Annotated in this window: 29 protein-coding genes and 1 other RNA gene; 1 reads left to right on the top strand and 29 read right to left on the bottom strand. The window is 67.6% G+C overall.

The window, feature by feature from the left end; translation table 11 throughout:
• Positions 1–2: 2 nt before the first annotated feature.
• From THIVI_RS21380 to THIVI_RS21280, 22 genes are all read right to left on the bottom strand, one after another.
• Positions 3–971: a hypothetical protein gene (locus tag THIVI_RS21380; RefSeq protein ID WP_014780607.1), complete on the bottom strand. Its 969-nt coding sequence runs from the start codon at positions 969–971 to the stop codon at positions 3–5.
• A gap of 14 nt (positions 972–985) precedes the next feature.
• Complete coding sequence (locus tag THIVI_RS21375; RefSeq protein WP_014780606.1) at positions 986–1,618, bottom strand: capsid cement protein; 633 nt, start codon at positions 1,616–1,618, stop codon at positions 986–988.
• A gap of 3 nt (positions 1,619–1,621) precedes the next feature.
• Positions 1,622–2,614 carry a hypothetical protein gene (locus THIVI_RS21370; protein WP_014780605.1) on the bottom strand — a complete coding sequence of 331 codons (993 nt, stop codon included), beginning with the start codon at positions 2,612–2,614 and terminating at the stop codon, positions 1,622–1,624.
• Positions 2,615–2,968: 354 nt separating this feature from the next.
• Complete coding sequence (locus tag THIVI_RS21365; RefSeq protein WP_014780604.1) at positions 2,969–3,451, bottom strand: phage virion morphogenesis protein; 483 nt, start codon at positions 3,449–3,451, stop codon at positions 2,969–2,971.
• Positions 3,444–3,605, bottom strand: coding sequence for a hypothetical protein (locus tag THIVI_RS25170; RefSeq protein ID WP_014780603.1), 162 nt, complete (start codon positions 3,603–3,605; stop codon positions 3,444–3,446). Before THIVI_RS25170 ends, THIVI_RS21365 begins: the two co-directional genes overlap by 8 nt.
• A gap of 107 nt (positions 3,606–3,712) precedes the next feature.
• Positions 3,713–5,065: a phage head morphogenesis protein gene (locus THIVI_RS21360; protein ID WP_014780602.1), complete on the bottom strand. Its 1,353-nt coding sequence runs from the start codon at positions 5,063–5,065 to the stop codon at positions 3,713–3,715.
• The gene (locus tag THIVI_RS21355) at positions 5,065–5,349 is read right to left on the bottom strand and encodes a hypothetical protein (protein ID WP_014780601.1); all 285 of its coding nucleotides are present in this window, start codon (positions 5,347–5,349) and stop codon (positions 5,065–5,067) included. The genes THIVI_RS21360 and THIVI_RS21355 overlap by 1 nt, the downstream gene beginning before the upstream one ends.
• On the bottom strand, positions 5,349–5,480 hold the full coding sequence (gene nrdD, locus THIVI_RS25935) for an anaerobic ribonucleoside-triphosphate reductase (RefSeq protein ID WP_041447838.1): 132 nt from the start codon (positions 5,478–5,480) through the stop codon (positions 5,349–5,351). Before nrdD ends, THIVI_RS21355 begins: the two co-directional genes overlap by 1 nt.
• Positions 5,481–5,583: 103 nt before the next feature.
• A complete protein-coding gene (locus THIVI_RS21345) occupies positions 5,584–7,152 on the bottom strand; it encodes a DUF935 domain-containing protein (RefSeq protein WP_014780599.1) in 1,569 nt (522 codons plus the stop codon).
• 31 nt (positions 7,153–7,183) lie between these two features.
• Positions 7,184–8,869 (bottom strand): phage terminase large subunit, encoded by a 1,686-nt coding sequence (gene terL, locus THIVI_RS21340; protein WP_014780598.1) that lies wholly within the window; start codon positions 8,867–8,869, stop codon positions 7,184–7,186.
• Positions 8,870–8,896: 27 nt separating this feature from the next.
• A complete protein-coding gene (locus tag THIVI_RS21335; protein ID WP_014780597.1) occupies positions 8,897–9,400 on the bottom strand; it encodes a DUF1804 family protein in 504 nt (167 codons plus the stop codon).
• A gap of 6 nt (positions 9,401–9,406) precedes the next feature.
• Positions 9,407–9,616, bottom strand: a complete 210-nt coding sequence (locus tag THIVI_RS21330) for a hypothetical protein (protein WP_014780596.1) — start codon at positions 9,614–9,616, stop codon at positions 9,407–9,409.
• The gene (locus tag THIVI_RS21325; RefSeq protein WP_014780595.1) at positions 9,616–10,143 is read right to left on the bottom strand and encodes a peptidoglycan recognition protein family protein; all 528 of its coding nucleotides are present in this window, start codon (positions 10,141–10,143) and stop codon (positions 9,616–9,618) included. The genes THIVI_RS21330 and THIVI_RS21325 overlap by 1 nt, the downstream gene beginning before the upstream one ends.
• Positions 10,140–10,397: a hypothetical protein gene (locus tag THIVI_RS24960; RefSeq protein ID WP_014780594.1), complete on the bottom strand. Its 258-nt coding sequence runs from the start codon at positions 10,395–10,397 to the stop codon at positions 10,140–10,142. Before THIVI_RS24960 ends, THIVI_RS21325 begins: the two co-directional genes overlap by 4 nt.
• A 112-nt stretch (positions 10,398–10,509) precedes the next feature.
• Positions 10,510–10,884 carry a hypothetical protein gene (locus THIVI_RS21315; protein WP_014780593.1) on the bottom strand — a complete coding sequence of 125 codons (375 nt, stop codon included), beginning with the start codon at positions 10,882–10,884 and terminating at the stop codon, positions 10,510–10,512.
• Entirely contained in the window at positions 10,881–11,465 is a 585-nt protein-coding gene (locus THIVI_RS21310; protein ID WP_014780592.1) for a lysozyme family protein, read from the bottom strand. Before THIVI_RS21310 ends, THIVI_RS21315 begins: the two co-directional genes overlap by 4 nt.
• Positions 11,466–11,667: 202 nt before the next feature.
• Positions 11,668–11,919: a hypothetical protein gene (locus tag THIVI_RS21305; RefSeq protein ID WP_014780591.1), complete on the bottom strand. Its 252-nt coding sequence runs from the start codon at positions 11,917–11,919 to the stop codon at positions 11,668–11,670.
• Positions 11,910–12,197, bottom strand: a complete 288-nt coding sequence (locus tag THIVI_RS21300; RefSeq protein WP_014780590.1) for a hypothetical protein — start codon at positions 12,195–12,197, stop codon at positions 11,910–11,912. The genes THIVI_RS21305 and THIVI_RS21300 overlap by 10 nt, the downstream gene beginning before the upstream one ends.
• Positions 12,194–12,844, bottom strand: coding sequence for a Rha family transcriptional regulator (locus tag THIVI_RS23115; RefSeq protein ID WP_014780589.1), 651 nt, complete (start codon positions 12,842–12,844; stop codon positions 12,194–12,196). The genes THIVI_RS21300 and THIVI_RS23115 overlap by 4 nt, the downstream gene beginning before the upstream one ends.
• A 313-nt stretch (positions 12,845–13,157) precedes the next feature.
• Positions 13,158–13,685, bottom strand: a complete 528-nt coding sequence (locus THIVI_RS21290) for a DUF4124 domain-containing protein (protein ID WP_014780588.1) — start codon at positions 13,683–13,685, stop codon at positions 13,158–13,160.
• Between the two features lie 14 nt (positions 13,686–13,699).
• On the bottom strand, positions 13,700–14,173 hold the full coding sequence (locus tag THIVI_RS21285) for a hypothetical protein (protein WP_014780587.1): 474 nt from the start codon (positions 14,171–14,173) through the stop codon (positions 13,700–13,702).
• 381 nt (positions 14,174–14,554) lie between these two features.
• The gene (locus THIVI_RS21280; protein WP_014780586.1) at positions 14,555–14,779 is read right to left on the bottom strand and encodes a hypothetical protein; all 225 of its coding nucleotides are present in this window, start codon (positions 14,777–14,779) and stop codon (positions 14,555–14,557) included.
• Between the two features lie 15 nt (positions 14,780–14,794).
• On the opposite strand from THIVI_RS21280, the gene THIVI_RS21275 reads away from it, so the two are divergent.
• Positions 14,795–15,055 (top strand): hypothetical protein, encoded by a 261-nt coding sequence (locus THIVI_RS21275; protein WP_014780585.1) that lies wholly within the window; start codon positions 14,795–14,797, stop codon positions 15,053–15,055.
• Positions 15,056–15,128: 73 nt separating this feature from the next.
• Here the strand turns inward: THIVI_RS21275 and THIVI_RS21270 are convergent, their stop codons facing one another.
• The 7 genes from THIVI_RS21270 to THIVI_RS21245 form a co-directional block, all read right to left on the bottom strand.
• Complete coding sequence (locus THIVI_RS21270; RefSeq protein ID WP_014780584.1) at positions 15,129–15,464, bottom strand: hypothetical protein; 336 nt, start codon at positions 15,462–15,464, stop codon at positions 15,129–15,131.
• 13 nt (positions 15,465–15,477) lie between these two features.
• Complete coding sequence (locus THIVI_RS23110; RefSeq protein WP_014780583.1) at positions 15,478–15,933, bottom strand: Mor transcription activator family protein; 456 nt, start codon at positions 15,931–15,933, stop codon at positions 15,478–15,480.
• Positions 15,930–16,352: a gp16 family protein gene (locus THIVI_RS21260; protein ID WP_014780582.1), complete on the bottom strand. Its 423-nt coding sequence runs from the start codon at positions 16,350–16,352 to the stop codon at positions 15,930–15,932. Before THIVI_RS21260 ends, THIVI_RS23110 begins: the two co-directional genes overlap by 4 nt.
• Positions 16,353–16,371: 19 nt before the next feature.
• Positions 16,372–16,435: hammerhead ribozyme type II (locus tag THIVI_RS24145), an RNA gene on the bottom strand.
• A 96-nt stretch (positions 16,436–16,531) separates the two neighbouring features.
• Positions 16,532–16,738 (bottom strand): hypothetical protein, encoded by a 207-nt coding sequence (locus THIVI_RS21255; RefSeq protein ID WP_014780581.1) that lies wholly within the window; start codon positions 16,736–16,738, stop codon positions 16,532–16,534.
• Positions 16,735–17,154, bottom strand: a complete 420-nt coding sequence (locus tag THIVI_RS21250) for an HU family DNA-binding protein (RefSeq protein WP_014780580.1) — start codon at positions 17,152–17,154, stop codon at positions 16,735–16,737. The genes THIVI_RS21255 and THIVI_RS21250 overlap by 4 nt, the downstream gene beginning before the upstream one ends.
• A 13-nt stretch (positions 17,155–17,167) precedes the next feature.
• Positions 17,168–17,833: a DUF3164 family protein gene (locus tag THIVI_RS21245; RefSeq protein WP_014780579.1), complete on the bottom strand. Its 666-nt coding sequence runs from the start codon at positions 17,831–17,833 to the stop codon at positions 17,168–17,170.
• Positions 17,834–17,856: the final 23 nt, after the last annotated feature.

The following is a 17,856-nucleotide window of genomic DNA, read 5'->3' as shown; positions in this document are numbered from 1 at the left end:
GGTTAGGCCGTCAGATCCATCACGTTGGTGAACAGGAAGCCCGCGTCCATGCCGGTCAGCACATGCTGATACTCGTCGATCACGTCATAGACCCAGGTCTTGGTGTCGGCGTCCCAGCGGCCCGGCTCGACCAGCGGGTGGCCGTCGAGGTAGTACTCGTAGCCGTAGCTGGGCACCTCGATGTCGCCGTCGCCGGTGACGCTGGGCACATAGGCGAGGATGGCGACGTTGCCCCAGATGTCGGCGAAGTCGCCGCCGTCTTCGGTCTTGCCGTCGACCACGGTGTCGGTGCCCTCGACGACGCGGGTCACGCCGAAGAATTCGGCGATCTGGGCATCGCTCACGCGGTCCGGGCGCTCGTTGCCGGTGTAGTAGTTGGCGATGATCGCCGGGGCGCGGCGCAGGCGACGGGCCACCTGGGGGCCGACCGCGAGCACGTTGGCGCGCCGCCCGGTCTTGGCGCGGATGACGTCCTGGGCCGCGTCGACGTCGGCGCCGATCGCCGCCGATCCGCCGTTCCAGCGGCTCACGCCATCCAATTTGGTGCGGTGGGTGCTGGCATAGCTGGCGGTCGCGCTGGCGATGGCGGCGGCCTTGAGCTCCTTCTCGCGCTCGATGATCTCGGCGGGGAGGTTCATCGCGCGCAGTTGCAGGTTGACCGAGGGCACCCCTTCGGTCTCGCGCAGCAACTCGCGCGGGACTTCGCCGGCCAGGGCGTGCTGATAGAGATTGACGCTGTCGGACGTGTAGCCGACCCGCACGCGGCGGATGCGGTCGCCAGGCGCGCGCTCGGTGGGATGACGGCGGAAGGACTCTTTGCCGAATTTCACGATCTTGGCGCCGCGCTTGGCGATGGGTGCGCGCGGGAAGAGCACCGCGCCGATGCGCAGCACGTCGGGGTTTTTGTAGCCGCGCACATGATTGGTGAGGACCGGATCGACGATGCGGGCGTTTTGGGTGTTCAGTGGCATGGGTCAGGCTCCGGTTAAACCGTGGTCAGGGCGACGCTGCCCGTGTTTTTGAGGACGTCCCAGGTGGCGTCGTCCTGATAGGCCAGGATGAGTTCCTCGCCGATGGCGTCGAAGGTCGCGGTGTTGTGGGTGCCGCCGAGCGTGATGCCGGCCGCGGCGGTGAGCACCACGGAGCCGCTGGTCAGGGTGTTGACGCGGATCGTGACCTGTTCGTCGGGCAACGGGGCGCGCAGGGTCAGGCCCGCTAACCCGGTGCCGCCGGTGACCAACACCACGCCGGTGGGGTTGATGGCCCCATTGGCGCTGACGTAGACCGGGCGCGGGCTGCCGGGCTGCAACAGCATGACGGTGATCAGATCGCCGGCGGCGGTGGCGTCGTCCATGGCGATGGCATAGCCGGTCGCGGCGCGAATGCCCTTGCCGTCGGCATTGGGGGCGAGCAGTTCGCCGGCGCTAAAGGCTTCGCCGGCTTCCAGGATCTCGTCGCCGAGCAGGGTCGCGGCGTAGCGTTCCTGGATGTCGGGCGGGCTGATGCCGAGCGGGATGTCATTGGCCCCGGCCTGGGCGCCGTCGGCACGCACGAAGCGGTGCGGGTTGACGGTGCCGAGCGGGGTCAGGGTGCGGGTGAAGATCGGAAAGCGTTGCATGGGTTAGCGCTCCTGGCTGACAGTCAGCACGGCATCGGTGTAGGTCGCGCCCGGATGGGCTTCCTGGAAGGCGAGCGCGCGGGCGTGGAGCTGGAGCCGCGCGGGGTCGACCTGGACGCCCTCGGGGGCGCTGAAGCGGGGCGGCGCGAGGGACGCTTCGCCGGCAGTGCGTTCGCTGAAATCGACCTGGACCGGGAGGCTCGCCAGGAAGGTTTTGAGCCAGGCGGCGCTGGCGCCTTGAAAGGCGTCCTGGCCCTCGCCGAAGGCCAGGGCGGCCTCGGCGGGCACGGTCGCCAGGAAGGCGACGAGGCCGGCGCGGTCTTTCGGCAGCAGGCGGCCCTGGGCGATCAGGCCCTCGGCAAAGTCGGTATCGGCCTTGACGCGCGCGGCGGTTTCCTGCGCGGCGAGCGCGGCCTCGCGGGCGTCGAGATCGGTTTGACGGGCGGCGAGCGCCGCTTCGCGGGCGGCGATCTCGGGATCGGGGACGGTCGGATCGGGCATGGGGGACTCCAGGGGGTCAGGAACGGTCGGGGGCTCGGCGATGTCTTCGCCGAATTCCAGGGTGAGGATGCCGGTCTCGCCCTCGCCAAAGCGGGCATCGCGCAAGCCCTTGACGGCGGGCGGCTGGGCGCCAAGGAACCCCACATGACGCAGGTAATAGACGCCCGGCGCGGGATTGGCGGGGCTGTCGGGCGCATAGAAGGAGGCGCTGATCTTTTTGAAGCGCCCGGCGTTGACCAGCTCGGCGAACGCCGGATCGATCTGTTCGGGGTGCGCTTGCAGCACGTCGCCCGCGCGGGTCAGGGCGCGAACCCATCCATACGCCGGGGCATCCGCTGCGGGATGTCCGACGACAATGGGGGCCGCATGCCGGGCGAGACCATAGGCGTTCGCCGTGGCGTCCAGGTCCGCTTCGGAAAACGTCAGCGTCACGCCGTTCATCGCGGTGTGGGTGCCGGCGCGGAAGATTTCGATTGGGTTGGTCGTGTCGCTCATGCCGCCATGATCGACGGCGGGCGATGTGCACAATAGGTTGCGGGGGCGCAGGGGGAAGACCGTCCGTGGCCGAGCATGATTTCCTTGGCTGCCTATCCGGCAGTGAACGAGAGCATCAGACAAGGCGGCGCCCTGTCTCTACTGTCGCGCAATCGGGCGACGGTCGCAAGCCTGCCCTGAGCGAAGCCGAAGGGGGCGGCGAGAGCAGGCCCCGGAAATCGAATCTAACGCGGGTCTAACGCGGGTAGACGCGCGCGGGGCGGTTTGGGCGGTAGGACGGTGGCGGGTCTGGTGGCGGACGGCTCACAGGGGCGGTTTTCGCGGGGGCGTTGTCGAGACAAGGCGACCTTGTCTCTACGCCTCGCGCAGATAGTCGCTGAGGATCGCCAGTAGCTCCTCGCGCACGGGCGCGGGCAGGGTGCCGGCGGCGTCGACGGGGAGGAAGGGCCGCGCGGGGGTCGCGCCGCGACCGAATTGGTGGGTGGCGGCATACTCCTTCGCCATGCCGACCTTGCCGGCGCCAACTAACGCCCAGTCGGGACCGGCGGCGCTGGACAGGCTGACGGCAAGCTGGCCGGAGACCTGAAGAATGGGATGCGCGCCGCGGCGGGTGGGGGTGCCCTGCCGGTCGACCTTGGCCGCCTGGGTCGCGGGCTGGAGATCGGCCCAGCGGGGACCGAAGGGCGAGCGCTCGTTCTGAAAGGCATCCTCGGCATGGTTGCGCAGCGCCCGCGCAATATCCTCCATCGCGGGCGAGGCATTGCGCACCCGGTCGAGCAGTCGCTCCAGGGTCGCGCGCAGGGCGCGGTCGTCGATCCGGACGCTGAACTCAGTCATGGCGTCCTCGCCGAACCGCCGGGGCGGGCGCGACGCGACGCGCCGGACGCACGCAGCCGACCTGTCCGTAGTGGGCGTTGCGCGCGCACCAGGGCGCGAGCGGCGGGCGGGTGACCAGATGGGGGCAGGCGTGGCAGGGGTCGCGGTCGGTCATGTGCTATGCTCCAAGCGAGGCGCGACAGCGGGAAATTTTCGGAGTGCCCGCGGCGGGGGCGCCATTGGCGCCGGCCCGGTATGAGGGGACGTCCGGCCCTCCGCGCCTCACTTCAGCGCCCCGCGAACAACGTCATACATCCGTCCGTCAATCCCCGCCTGGAGCGCGCCGCGCGTGACCTTGAAGGCCGTGCGCACCGATTCGTGCGCGGGCTTTTTCTTCTCGATCCGGCTCGCCTCGACCACGATCTTGGCCGCGCGCCCGTCCGGGCTCGGCAGGACATACAGCAGCGTGCCGTTCTCTTTGTCGTAGAGCACGGCCTCTGGCTCGGCCAACTGGCGCGGCACCTGCTTCCACTCGTCGGGCGTCAGCGCGTCACCGGAACGCTCATGCCGCTTGGCCTTGGGGCCGACAAGCCGCCCATCGTCCAGCACGACCGCGCCATTGGCGATCTGGACGCCTTTGCCGGCGAGATAATCGACATCCGCCTGGGCCAGATAGCCGATGACCCACTCCAGCCCGCGCGCGCCATCCTGCCGGAAGACGGCCTCGACCCAGTCGTCGAAGGCGGCCAAGCGCGACGGATGCAAGGCGTGCTCGCGCAAGGCTTGCGCGGCAAGCTCCGTCGGCAGAGTCGCGCGCACGCGACTCCAGAGATCGATGTCGCCCCATGGCGCAGAGCGTCCAGGGTTGTAATCCCACCCCATGTCCGCCCACAGGTATTTCCGGTCGCCGGGACTGAGCGGGTCGGGGATGGAGACGCCACGCTGGCGCCAGTCGGCGGGGGTTTCGCCCGTGCGCGGGTCGACCGGAGGGCGCCCGGGCGGGGTGCGTTCTTCGACGCGGGCGTCGGTCTCGACCTTGAGCCCGCGCGCGTCGAGTTCGCGCTGGCTGAGGTTGCGGGCACGACAGCGACAGTTGAAGCCGTTGGGCGGGCTGATCGTGTCCCACGCCGGATCGTCCAGCCGAAACACGCGCCCATGCAGCGCGGCATGGGCGGGACGGGTGCGGCTGTCCATCACGGCGAGATATTGGACGAAGGGCGCGCGGGCTTTCTCGGCGTCGAACTGCTTCTGGCGTCCCGCCATATAGGCCGTCTGCAAATTGGTGCGGTAGATGGTCTGGAGTCGGCGCCGGCTGCCGGCCTGGTAGAGCTGGGCCTCGCCGGTCACGGGGTCGACATCGACCTGTTTGCCCCACCAGCCTTTTTTGCGCAGGGTGTCTTCCAACTCCTTCCGGAACCAGCGCTCGGTTTTGCCCTCTTTCAGGGCCGTCTCGACGGCGCCGCGGATGTCTTGCAGGATATCCAGCTTGGCCAGCTTGGCGACGGTGAAGGCGCGGGCGTGCTGCTCGCGCTGCATTTCCCACCAGTTCCAGGTGAGCGAATAGCCCTTGGCCTCCAGGTAGCGGATGGCCTGCTCTGGGGGAAGCTGGAAGAGCGTGCGAAGGGATGCGTCCATTATGTCCTGTCGGGCTCGATCCGGTGCGAATACCGCTCGCCGTCATCGCAATAGCGCCGCTCGAATTGTCGCGCGGCGATCGGTCTATCGCACCAGCGGCAGCACCTGGCGCGCATTGGCAAATCACGCAGCCAGACCTCCAGCGCCGGGAGCGAACCGAAGTCGGGGCTGACCAACAGCGACCGATTGTCTCCCTCGCGCGCCGCCTGACATGATCGATGTCGCTGACAGCGCGCGACCGCGAAGTAAACGCGCCCCAGCGCGGGAACGGCGGCGGCATCCATTAATGCGGCTCCAAAAACAGCCGGCGCTCGTCGTACTCGGCGCGCTTGCCGCGATTGAAGGCCGACACTGGGCGGTGATAGCCCATGACACGGGTCCACACCTCGCAGGGCTGGCGCTCGCTGTCCGGCAGATAGGCGGGACAGCCGCGACCGCAGCCATCGAGCGTCGGGTTGCGTCCGACCAGACACAGGGCATGACCGTCGGCGTTGACGAAGTGGGCACAGGGTTGCGGGTCAGTCATCGCGGGCCTCCAGGCGTCCGATGGTGTCGGCGGCGGCCAGTGCCTGGGTCAGCAGGGCCGTGAGCTGGTCATCGTTCATCGCCGGATACCATTCATCCATTTTCCCGAGGATCTCCTCGGGCGTTAAGCCGTCGGCCAGGGCGTCAAACAGGGGCTTGAGTAACGCGGTCATGGCCGCGTCCCAGCCGGGGTCGCGGTCGCCCTCGGTGTCGATCAGATCCTGGGCGTCGGCGCGGCCGGGCTCGGCGAAATCGGTCGGCGTCGCTTCGTCGGGCGCGTCGGGGGTCTCGGTGGCTTCGGGGACGGCGCCCGACGTGGCGGACGTGGCGGACGTGGCGGCAATGGACTGCAACACCGGCTCGTCGCCCGCCGGCGCTGGGATCTTGGTGACCCGGTAGATATGCGACGCGGGGATCGGCATGAGGGCGGCGAGCCGGTCGATCCCCATGGCAAAGGCGTTCAGCGCCTCGGGCGGGATGTTGTCGGCGTCGTCCACCTGACGCCAGACCTTGGGATAGGCCGCGCCGGGATGGTTCCAATCGACCAGCCAGCGCACGACGCTCCGGTTGAACGAGTCGCAGATCAGATCGGCATCGGCCTTGACCAGGTCGTCCTTGACCTGGTCCTGGACCTCCGCTTTGTACTGCCCGCCGACCGCCTCGCTGGTCATCACCTGCCCCAGCACCAGCTTGGCGATGGCGGCGTCCATGTAGGCGCACAGCGCCGGATAGTCGGTGCCGCCGGCGCGCTTGGCCTCCAGCAGCTCGATGGTCATGCCCTCGGGGAGAATCACCCCGGCGTCGGTCTGGATGGCGCGCAGGGTGGCCAGCAACTGCTGGCGCTCCTGGGCGGTGGCGTTGGGCGGGAAGACGCCCATGGCGGTGGGGCTGCCGAATTTCTCGGCGGCGATCAACCAGAATTTGATGTTGGCGCGCTTGAACAGCACCGGCCAGTAGAGCCAGTGGGCCAGCCCCAGACCGTAGGGTTCGTCGTCGTGATCGGCGCCGGTGCGGAAGTTCCAGAATTTGCGCTCGGGCAACAGTTCGCCGTTGGACTGGCTGGCGGTGCGCAGGCGCAAGCGCTGGGCACCGTCGAAGCCGAAGCGGGCGCGGTCGCGCACGCGCACGGCGTCGAGCACGATGCGACTGCCCTCGCGCGCCCACAGACATTCGGCCACCGCGTGGCCGTAAAAGACGCCGTAGTGCATGCCCGCGCAGACGGCATCCCAGCGGATGCGCTCCAGGGTCTCCTCGATCAGGGCGGCGGCCTGGCGGTCGACGCGCGTCTCGCCGCCGGGGATGACCTGCCACTCGGTGCGCAGCAGGGCGAGGCGGCGTTGTTGCAGGGTCGCGCCGACCTGGGCGTCGCTGAGGATCTGGCGGTAGAAGCCGGGGGCATTGGCGCCGCGCTCGACCAGGATGTCGTCCTGGGGCAGCAGCAGCATCAGGGGGTCGACGTAGCCGCGGGTGATGTCGCGCCCGTCGAGGGTGGAGGCGATCTCGCGCGCCTCGGGGCGCTTGGGCTCGGCGAAGCCGATCAGGCGTTTCAGGTGGGTCAGCATAAGGGCGGCGTCGGGTGTCAGGTGTCAGGTGTCATCGGCGATCGAGCAGATCGCCGAACCAACCGGCGACGGTGCCCCAGCCGGTCTGGGTGAGCGGCTGGTCGCGCGCGTCGCGTTCGGCGGACACCCCGAAACGGCGCTGTCCGGTCGCTTGCGCGGCGATGCCCGCCCCGGAGGACAGGGCCAGCGTCCAGAGCATGTGCAGCGCGTCGGGGCCGTCGTCGTGATCGGCGGCGGGGAAATGGCGCAACTGCTCCAGGAGCGTGGTCTGGCTGGGATGGAAGCGGATCAGGCCGTTGACGACATGCGGTTGCAGACTTTCGATCCGCAGCAATTTGTCGGCATGCGGCAGGATGGCGCGCGCGGGGACCGGACAGCCGGCTTGGGCGCTGCGCTTGATCAGCTCGGTGCGCAGGAACTCCTGGAACTGCACCGACTCGATGCCCCACACCAGACAGCGATACTCGCGGTGCAGGGCGATGATGTCTTCGATGATGCGGTCCGGCAGGCGCTTGCGGATGCTGGCCTCGACCACGTCGAGGATGCCGGTCGCGCGACAGTACCCGCCGATGAGGATGGCGCTGGGGTCGCGCGAGGCGCCGGTCTTGCCGAGCGAGGGGTCGCAGGCGCCATAGAACAGCCAGTCGTCGCGGCGGTCGACCCAAAAGGTGACGGTGCCAAATAACGCGCTCTCGGCGTTAATCGGATCGTTCTGTAACTCGCTGTCGAAACTGGCGTGGCCGTCGCGCGCGCGCAGGATCATCAGGTCATACAGCGGACGCCCGGCCGGCCAGCTCACCTCGGCGCCGGTCTGCATGGCGGTCGCGTTCTGGTCATAAAACCGCTGGGCGGCCGCGTCTCCCTCCTGACGGTAGACGATCTCCCAGCGGTCCCACAGATCCATGCGGTCGGGCCAGCGCAGCAGCGCCTTGAAGCGCCGCCCGCGCCACAGCGGGTTTTCCAGCAGGCGCGCGAGCACCGAGTCGTAGTGCAGGATGGTGCCGACGATGAGCACGTCCAGCTTGACCCCGGCGCCGCCGAGCTTCATGACCGATTTGGTCAGCCACGACTGGAGCTTGTCGCGCTGCTCGGGGCTGCGCACGTTCTCGTCGTTTTCCAGATCGTCGCCGATCACCAGATCCGGGCGGTGGGGGCCATGGCGACGCCCGCGAATGCGCTTGCCGGAGCCGAAGACCTCGATCTTGCAGCCGCGCGGGGTGACGATGACGCCGTTCTGCCACACCCGCCCGCGCCCCACGCCGGCGGGGAAATCGGCGGACAGGCGCGGGTTATATTCGTATTCCGCTTTGACGGATTCGAGCTGCACGGCGGCCTGCTCGAAGGCGTCCATCACCAGCACGATGTAGTGCTTGCGCGCGGTCAGGTCGCACCAGAGCACGAACAGCAGGCTAACCAGGGTCGATTTGGCCTCGCCGCGCGGGGCGGCGATGGCGTCGGTCTGGGAGCGCGGATCGTTGACCAGCGCCGGCAGCCGGGCGAACAGATATTGGTGCAGGCTGGACGGGGCGTGCTTGAGATAGTGCGGGAAGTAGGTCGCGCAGAAAAACCCGAAGTCCGCGTGCGCGCGCGCGCGGCGCGCGACGCTGGCGGCGGGGTCGAGGACGAAGCCGTCGCACTCGGCTTCGATCTTGCGGCGCAGCTCGGCGGCGAAGTCGCCGAGGTCGCGTTGAAACTGGCGGGCGCTGAGCTTGGTCATCGACGCGCGGGCGGGGGCGGTGCGTGGCTATCCATAGGCGTCTCCCAAGGTTTCGCCGAAGGGCTCCAGGATGTCGAGAAAGGCGTTGGTGTGCTGGGGATAGCGCGCGCGCACGAAGTTGGCCATGCGCTGCATCACCTCCATGGCGATCGCCAGGCGCGAGAGTTCGGGGCTGAGCTTGGCGTGAGCGGCCATCGCCTTATGGAAGGAGTCGGTGAGCCGGCTCAACACCTCGGCACGCTGCAAGGGGCCGATCTCGGTGGCGGGATCGCGCAGCGCGGCCAGCGTCGCCTGATGTTGCAACAGGTAGTCCTCCAGCACCGCCATGGCGACCGCTTGCAGGCCGTCGCCGCTGAGCGAGGCGGCGGCGCGCGCCTTGTCCCAATCCTTGCTGGTGCCGCTGTCGGCTTTCTTCCAGCGGTTGGCGGTGCCGAGGCTGATCCCGGCCGCCTGGGCGGCGCCCAGGAGGGTCTGGCGCTCATGCACATAGGCGTCGCGCGCCCGCTTGCGGGCCTCGGGGGCGCATTTCATCGCTCGCTAGGCTCCGGTGAGCGCGCTCTTGATCAAGGCGATGCCGACGGCCATGACGCCGCCGGTGACCGCGCCGTTGATCGCCGAGCGCGTCTCGACCGTGCGCAGACGCCCGTCGATGGCGTCGATCTTGCGAATCAGGACGACTTGATCGTTCTGGATGTGGTCCAGGCGGCCCTTGATCTCGCCGAGCAGGAGCAGGTGGTCGTTGGTCATCAGCAGCAGTCCTCGCGCGGGATCAACAGATGGTCGGGCAGCGCGATGCGCCCGCCGGCCAGCCAGGCGGCAACGTCGAAGCCGGGGCAAGTCTGGATGCGCGGACAGCGCCGCCGCACGCCCTCGCTCTCGCACCAGCCCTCGGGCGCGCTGTCGCGGTGACCGAGCACGCGCGCCTGGGGATAGGCGGCGAGCAGTCGGTCCACCAGCACGGCCAGACTGGTCCACTGCGCCGGGGTGAAGGCGTCGCGCCCGATCAGGCAGAGGTTGAGCGCCTGATGGCCGCGCGCGGCGCGCGGTGCGCCGGGTTCGTCGGGATGGCGGCCGGGGCGCAGGCTGCCGTTGGTATAGATGAGCCAGTGGTGGCCGAGATGGCGGAGCGTGGGTTCATGGGCGGCGACGGCTTCGGGCGCGCGCAGGAAGCCGCGCTCGGCATGCCAGTGGTCGATGCTCTCGGCGTCGATCCAGCGCCCGTTGCGCGAGTCCGAGCAGTGGATGATGAGTTGGTCGATGGGGCGCGGGTTCATGATGCCTTCGCCCGCAACGACGCGACGATGGCCTCCAGCGCCAGATTCAGCAGCCAGGGCGCGACCGACGCCAGCGCCTGCCGATACGACTCCGGCAGGGCGTGCAATTGATTCAGCACCCATTGGCGCTTCTCGGCGCCGGGCAGATCGCTGGCGTCAGCGGCCAGGATCAGGGTCAGCAGATGCTGCCAGAGCGCGGTATCGAACAAGCGGCGGAGGATGGCCGCGATGAGGTTGATCCAGACGGCATTCATATCAGCTCCAGTAGGGGCGAATTCATTCGCCCGCGATGGCATTTGGCGTGACCGGGGCGAATGAATTCGCCCCTACCAGGGACAGCGCACGCCGGGGCGTAGCGCGGTCAGGTCAATGTTGGTCATCGAAGGGGCCGCGCGGACTGAACCAATCGCGCGCGGCAGGCCGTCCAGGGTCGGGCGACAGTTGCTCCAGGGGATGGCCGTGCATCCGCTCGCGAGCAGGAGCGTCAGCGTCAGCAGGCACCGGGGCAGGCGCGCGCCAGCGGATCGGGCGGCGGGCGCGGTTGCGGCCCCAGATCCCGCCGATGTCGGCGACCAGCGCCAGGACCAACAAGGCGATTTCCGTGACATCCTGAACCTCGATCTCGACGCCGGCCAGCAGCGCCAATTTGGCGGCCAGGCTGACGCCAATGGCCACGATGGTGCGGCTTTGCCACCAGGGTTTGGGGGCGGGCGCGTCCGCCCGGTCGACGGAGGCGCTCATCGGCGCGGCCCCGGGGGGGTTTTTCCCGGTATCCAGGCGTTCTCCGGGCGCAAACCTTTGCGCAACAGGGGGAGCAGGTGCTCGGTCGCCTCTGCCTTGGTCACGCGCCCGTCGCGGTTGCGGTCGAGCGCGCGATTGGCGGCGTAAGCGCGCGTGCCGGTTGCCCACAGCACCCAGGCCAAGGGCTTGCCGATTCCCTTGGGCCAGAGGATGGCGAGATACATATCCTCAAGCGTGCGCACGCGCGGAGCCAACGGGCGAAAGTATTTCTCGACGTAATCGAGCTGTTCGAGCGCACTCATCCGCGCGAGGGCGGCGGTGCTGGTGCCGAGCATGACGGCGGTGGAGGCCATGAACTGGATCAGCCCGGTGGCGCTGCTGGCGGGGTTTTTGGCGCGAGGGGAGAAATTGCCGCTCTCGAATTTCATGCAGGTCATGAGCAGCGAGGCGAACGGCGGCGGCCAGCCGAGGTTGCGGCAGAGCCGCGCGACGCGCTGGCGGAAGGCGGGCGAGACGTGCGCGCCCCAGGCGAGCGCGTCCTGAAAATCAGCCGAGGGATCGGTGGAGGAATGATCGGTCATGGGCGGCGGCTCCTGGTCGGGAGCCGTCAGTGTCCAAAAAAAACCCCCGCGCTGGGAGGCTGCGGGGGTTCAGTGGGGGCGGTTGTCAGGGGCAAGGGGCAAGGAGCAAGGAGCAAGGGGTAAGCTCCTTTGAAGCCGTTCGTGGTGAATCCTGAGCCTGTCGAAGGGTCGAACCACGAACGGCTTCACGCGCCGAGCGCGATCAGGCGCAGACGCAGACGCGCAACCCCTCCTCCACCGCCGCCAGCCGCTCGGTGCCGGTCTGGCGCAGATGATCGATGGCCCCGCGCTGGAGCGTGCCGAGGACGTTGAGCAGGGTGGCGATGCGTTCGCGCTCGCGTTCCTGGATATGCACGCCGGTCAGCAGGTCATCCACCGCCGCATAACAATCGGCGATGATGCCCAGATCGTCGATGAGGCGCGGGCTCTGACCCAAATCGATCATTAATTGCATGACGCGCCCTCCCAGGCCGTGTTGGTGCGAGGTGTCAATTGAACCGCTCCGGACGGGGCGGCGTCAATGGTGCCGACGGGGTCGGCCACCGCCCAAGTAGGGTACGCATCGCGTACCGCCAGCCAGTTGAGACGGGCCGCGTCGCGGGTGCGCTCGGCGGCACGCAGGCGGCGTTGCGCGGCGGTGAGTCGGTCGCGCAGTTGGGCGACCTCGTGGCGCGCGCGGGCAACGGCGTTGTCGGCGGCGGCGTGGGCGAGTTGGAGGCTGTGGTTGGTCATGATTTTCCCTCCAGGAGACGCAGCGCCATCTGCGGCGCGTGGTCGGCGTTGGCGCGGGCAAGGATGCGGTTGATGGTCTTGGAGTTGCGCCCGAGCGCTTTGCCGATGGCGTAACGTGATTCCCCGGCGGTGAAGCGGTCGACGATCTCGGCCGCCTCCTCGGGGGTGACGAGGCGCGGGCCGGGTTTGACCGGGGCAGATGGGGCAACCGAGACAAGGGGGGCAGGCAGGCGCTGCCTGAGCAGGGCGTTTTCCGCTTCCAGCAGCTCGGCATAGCGGGACAGGCCGATGGTCTTTTCACCGACGCCGGTCGGGATCTGGCGCAGTTGCGCGTCCATCGCGTCGAAACGGGCGATGTAAGCCTCCTTGATGCGCGCCGGCTTGGGGCCGCGATAGCCCATGGTGAGGAACATGAAGCCGTTGCGGGTGATCTCGAACATGCGCCGGGGATCGCCGTTTTTGTCAATGAAATCAGCGCATCCAAAATTGGATTTGGCAAATTCCGGGGAGCAGTCGAGGGCGTCGATGTCGCGCAGGACATGGAAGTGCTGCTTGCCGAAGGTCTCGGCGACGATCAGGCTGGTGGTGACGGGCTGGCCGTCTTTGAGGGTGATGGCGCTCGCGGGGAGCAGGATCAGGTCGGACATAACAGGCTCCTTGGGTTTGGTCAGGAGTCCGCCGTCTGCTGTCAATCAGAATGGCGGCGGACCGTGCGAGGTTGACAGACCGGACCCAAGGAACCGGCAAGCCTTGCGGCTTCCTCGCACAGCCCACCATAAACGTGCGGGCACAAAAAATGCGCCTGACGCTGGTGGCACTACGCGCCTTAGGATTCCGGGCTGTCAATCCCGGTCGCGCAGGTGGCGCGACAGCGATAGATAACCACGTTCCCCGCTGGCGGTCAAGGTTTTTACCCGCCCTCCTTGGCGGCTGATTTGGCACGGACGGGCAAGCTTTTCGTCATCGCATGTCGCGATAGCCGCGAGACTGGTTGCGCATGCAGGCCGCCTGGATCGAGAAATCTTCTGGGTGCATCCGAATGCAATGGATTTTGGCTTGCTGGGCTATCTGGGGCGGCATGTCGTAGTTTCCGCGCAACTCGTCAAACCCCCTTGCGGCATTGCGCATACAAGCTGCCTGGAGACTGTAATCGCCGGGATGAAGCTTGATGCAATGGACCTTGGAGTATTGGCTGGCAACTTGCCAGTTATCGCCATGAACCATCCAAGTTCCTTCGCTCACCATGAGGGCGGCTCCAGGCTGGTTTGCGTCAATCCCTACGACTATGTTGCGCATGTCGCTTATCGGATAGCCGCGTAAGTCACTCGACGGCGGGTCGATTGCGACGGCTGCACGATCCGGCCTATCCATGCACACGGCATCCGAGTAAATCACTTCGCCAGCCGCGCTGGTGCAGCGATAAACGCCCGCCCCCTGAGTTGTCCCCACCACGATCATCCCAACCAGCGCTACGATAGACCGCTTCATGTGCGTACTCCTTTTCACTGCCTCATTTGAGAATTGCGATCAATCTCGCGGATTTTTCTTTCAAAATTATCGCGCTCTAGTTCGCGTAACATGCGCCGGTCTTCCGCTTCCGCTTGCATAGCAGCTTTCAGCCGCTCACGCCCCGCACGAATTTCCTCATCAAGGGTCTCGATTTCTTTATCAATCACAGCCTGCGCGGCCTCGATTGCCTGAGAAAGGTTCTGCGCCGCGTCATCGAGATCCTGTTGCTTTTTTATTGCGGTCCATTTTTCCCACCCGAAATAGAACCCCGCGATCAACACGATGGCAACCAGCAGATACCAAAGCTTGAAGCGAGCGAATGGACTGTTGCTTGGCGCACGCGCATCAGATCCTGCCCGAATCTTCACGCCTGCCGCTCGGCAGGTTGGGCATTGCAGATCTTGCACGTCATCAGCAGGCAGCCATTGGTAACCGCACGTCGGACAGTTTTTCCAGCCTTGTGTCATACCGGCTCCCCGTGAGTGGTCACTTAGTTCCTGCCAACGCCGTGGCCCGATGGGTTTCACGGCCCAGCGAGCGCGGCGCTCATCCTGCCACGCTGTGCCATGGCCGTTCTACCCATCCTACAGATCTGATGGCTCCACTTGGGGCCGCCGTTTTTGTCGATGTCATCAGCCAACTCAAAATTGATGGGGTACGTTTTTGACGTACCCCTCCCCTCTCCAAGCGTCCGCTCGCCCCCACGCTCCGGGCCTTCATCGGCCTCGGCGCGTGAAGCCGTTCATGGTTCGACCGGCTCACCACGAACGGCTTCAGGAAACCTTGCTCCCCTTCGACTCCGCTTCCTTCGACCCGGCTCAGGACAGGCTTGCCCCTTGTCCCTTCCACTACTCCTCGTCGTCATCGTCTGCCGGGGGCGGGGTCATGACCTCCAGCACCGTCGCCAGATCGGCGCGCTCCAGGTCGAGCCGCCAGTCGGGGATGTCGGCACCGGCGGCGGCCTGGGAGAGCGTGCCCTTGAGGCGGGCATAGCGTTCGTCCATGATCGGCAGCAGCGCCGCGATGCGTGCGCCGGCACACTGGTCCTGGTTGGTCTGTGTCGTCATGATCATGATTGCGGAGTCCTCATGGCTATTTATCGCAAGGAACGCCTGGAGCCCTATCTCCAGGAGTTGGAAGCCTATTACTGGGCGCTGCGCCGGGCGGTCGAGGGGGTGGCGCCGAACGAGAATCTGGCCGAGCACTACCTGGTCAACCCCGAACAGTTCCGCCGCGAGTTCCGGGAGGTGGACATCGACCTGGTGCTGCGTCAGATCGAGCATTTCAAGGCGACGGCCGCCAATTTAAAACAACTCCGGTCCAGAGCGCACAAGTTGTCCAGGCAGTAGCCCGTCGGGATGCGATGCGTGCCGGGCTTCATCGGCCTCGGCGCGTGAAGCCCCGTCGTTTTCGTCTGCCGGGCTACGTCTTGAAGGTCGCCATGATCTTGTCGCGGAGTCGCTCGACGTGCTTCCACTTGGCATCCTTTGCCCTCACGGACTCTAAATAAGCGAGCACCGCGGCAGGCTCGACGGGATCTTCCGGGAAGCGGAAGTCCAGGAGGTCGTAATCATTCAGTGCGATCTGGTAGCGACGGACCAGGGTGTTTCTTCGTACCTTGTGGACTACCTGCCGCAAGGAGATGTGAGATACGAACCGGCAGTCGGCCTCCAGGCAGTCAACGACCTCGATCAGTTCGGCTCTACTGAGACCACGACAGGCGTCGCGGATGATGGCGCGGGGCTCGTCAATATCCATGTTTTTTCCAGGATTAAAACAGCGGCATCTGCCGCGCGGCGAAGGCGGCGGCGTCGCGGGCATCGGCGCCGGCGAGGATCTCCCAGACGCGCCGCTCGCTGAGGCGATAGCGCAAGGCGAGCGCGCGGGCGGGGCTGCCGTGGGCGTGTTCGTGACAGATCAGGCGGTCGCGCGCGGCGCGCAGGGCGGCGAGCGCGCGCGGAATGGCGAGGTCGGCGCCGCCGAAGCGTTCGCACAGACGCTCGGCGGCGTCGCGTCCGAGGCGGGCGACGAGCGCGTGATGGTCCGGGAGGTGGTGCGCGAGCGGGAGGTAGAGGCGCACGCCGCCCCAGGTGTCGACGAGGTCGAGCGCGCCCGGCAGGCCGATGAGGTCGGCGATCTCGCGCAGGTCGCGCGGGAGGTCGGCGAGGTCGACGCGCAGGGCGTGGGGCCGTTGGGCGGCGGCGCTGAGGTCGGCGGGAGTGGTCATGCGTCCTCCAGCGTCACGCCGACGCGCGCGGCCCAGCCTTTGAGGGCCTCGATGACCCGGCGGGCTTGGGCGGCGCTGAGCCAGTCGAGGCGGTCGATGCGGGTTTGCCGTTTGACGTACTGGGCGAGGCTCTTTTCGCTGGGGTCGCGGACCTTGCCGGCCTGGTGCAGGCGCAGCCAGAGGGCGCGGATCATCCGCGACTGGGGGTCGCTGGCGAGCGCGCGGGCGTTGGCGGCCTTGCCGGGCGTGGGTTTCCAGCCGGCGGCACGGAATTCGGCCAGCAGGGCGCGCCGTCCGACCGGGTCGAGCTGGGCGGAGGAGTCGACGCCGCCGATGCGCTGGAGCATGGCGCGATAGGTGGCGTCGTCGAGCCCGAGGGCCTGTTTGGCGATGTGGATTTTGGCAAGGTCGTTGTGCATGGGCGATTCCTGTCTGGGTGTCTGGCTGCTCGTCAGTGCCTGGCCGCCACGCCGGGCAGACCCGCCGGGGGCGGGTTTCGCGGTTGTCCTTGATGTCCTTGATGTCTTTGAAGTCCTTTGTCCTTGGTGTCCTGAGAAGCCCTGAAGGACTCCAGGGACACCAAGGACGTCAAAGACGCTTAAGCGGCTTGCGCGACCGTCTCCAACGCGCGGGCGTGACGCTCGGCGCGATGGTAGGCATGACGCAGGGCGATGACGGCCTCGGGGCCGCCGATCTGGCCGCGGCGCAGTTGCTGGGCGACGCTGGCGTAGGCGCACTCGCGGATGAGGGCGGCGTCGATCTGGCGCCGTTCGCGCGGATCGGGCTTGGGGTGACCGATGCTCATGGCGCGTCCTCCGGGGCGAGCGGGGGAACCCGAACAGGCCGCCGAAGACCTGCGGGCCATGGGGCGTCCTCCGGGGCGAGCGGGGCAACCGCCGAGGACGGCTCGGGGGCTGCCGTCAGGCGCGGGGCGAGGGCCTGCTTGAGCGCCTGGCTGGCACGAAAGCCCACGCGCACGCCGGCGGGCGTGGCGTAGGGCACGCCGTTGACGGTGCCGGTGCGCGCGGGAACCGCCTTGGGCACGAGGGTGCCGAGTTCGGGCAGACGCACGCGCCGGCCGCTGTTCAAGGCGTAGCGGGCCGCCAGAAAGAGCCCGGCGAAGACGTCGCGCACCAGGGCCTTGGGTTGGCCGGTGTAGTCGGCGATGGCGTCGATCAGTTCGGCTTGGGTCAGGAGCGGGGTCGGGGTGTTTGCGGTCATGGCGGACTCCAGGTTAGGCGGCGAGGTCGTGGGCAGGGGCGTCGCTGGACGGCGGCGCCGGGGCAATGGCTGAGAAATCCAGCGGGATCATCTGCCAGGGTTGGTCGGGCTGATCCCGCCGATAGGCGCGGAAGTAGGTGACGGTGCCGACCGTCTGGATGGCGTCGCGGATGGCGGCCACGGCGCGCTCCCAGCGTTCGTCGTCGAGCTGGACGCTGATCAGGTCGATCAGGCGCGCCGGGGACAGCTCGCCGGTCTTGCGGTTGCGCCGGAACGCCCGATCGACGATGGCCTTGGCGGTGGGGTCGGCGATCTCGTCGAGGATCTCGCGGATGAGCGCCTCGGCGGCCTGGATCTGTTCGCCGATCTGGACGCGCTCGGCGATGTCGCGCTCCACCTTGAGCCGCCCGTCGTAGCTGGCGAGGCTGACGTTGCCGTTGGTGCCGGTGATGCGCACGTCATAGGCTTCGGCGACCAGTTGGATGTGGGCGGCGATGTCGGCGAGCAGGTCGCGCTTGAGGAGGGCCATTTGATCGCGGGCGCCGGCGATGCGTCCGACCAGGTCGCGCACCAGGGCGTCGCGCTGGAGTTCGTGGGGGCGGACCATTTTTTCGGGCACCAGGCGGCCCTGGGCGTCTTCGAGATAGCCGGGGGGCGGGGCGGTTGGCAGTTCGGTCATAGCGGTCTCCGGGTTGGTTGAGG

It is taken from the genome of Thiocystis violascens DSM 198 (assembly GCF_000227745.2).
In the GTDB taxonomy this organism is placed as follows: Bacteria; Pseudomonadota; Gammaproteobacteria; order Chromatiales; family Chromatiaceae; genus Chromatium; species Chromatium violascens.
Note: the sequence above shows the minus strand (reverse complement) of the source record. Positions and strands in the feature narration are given on the sequence as shown.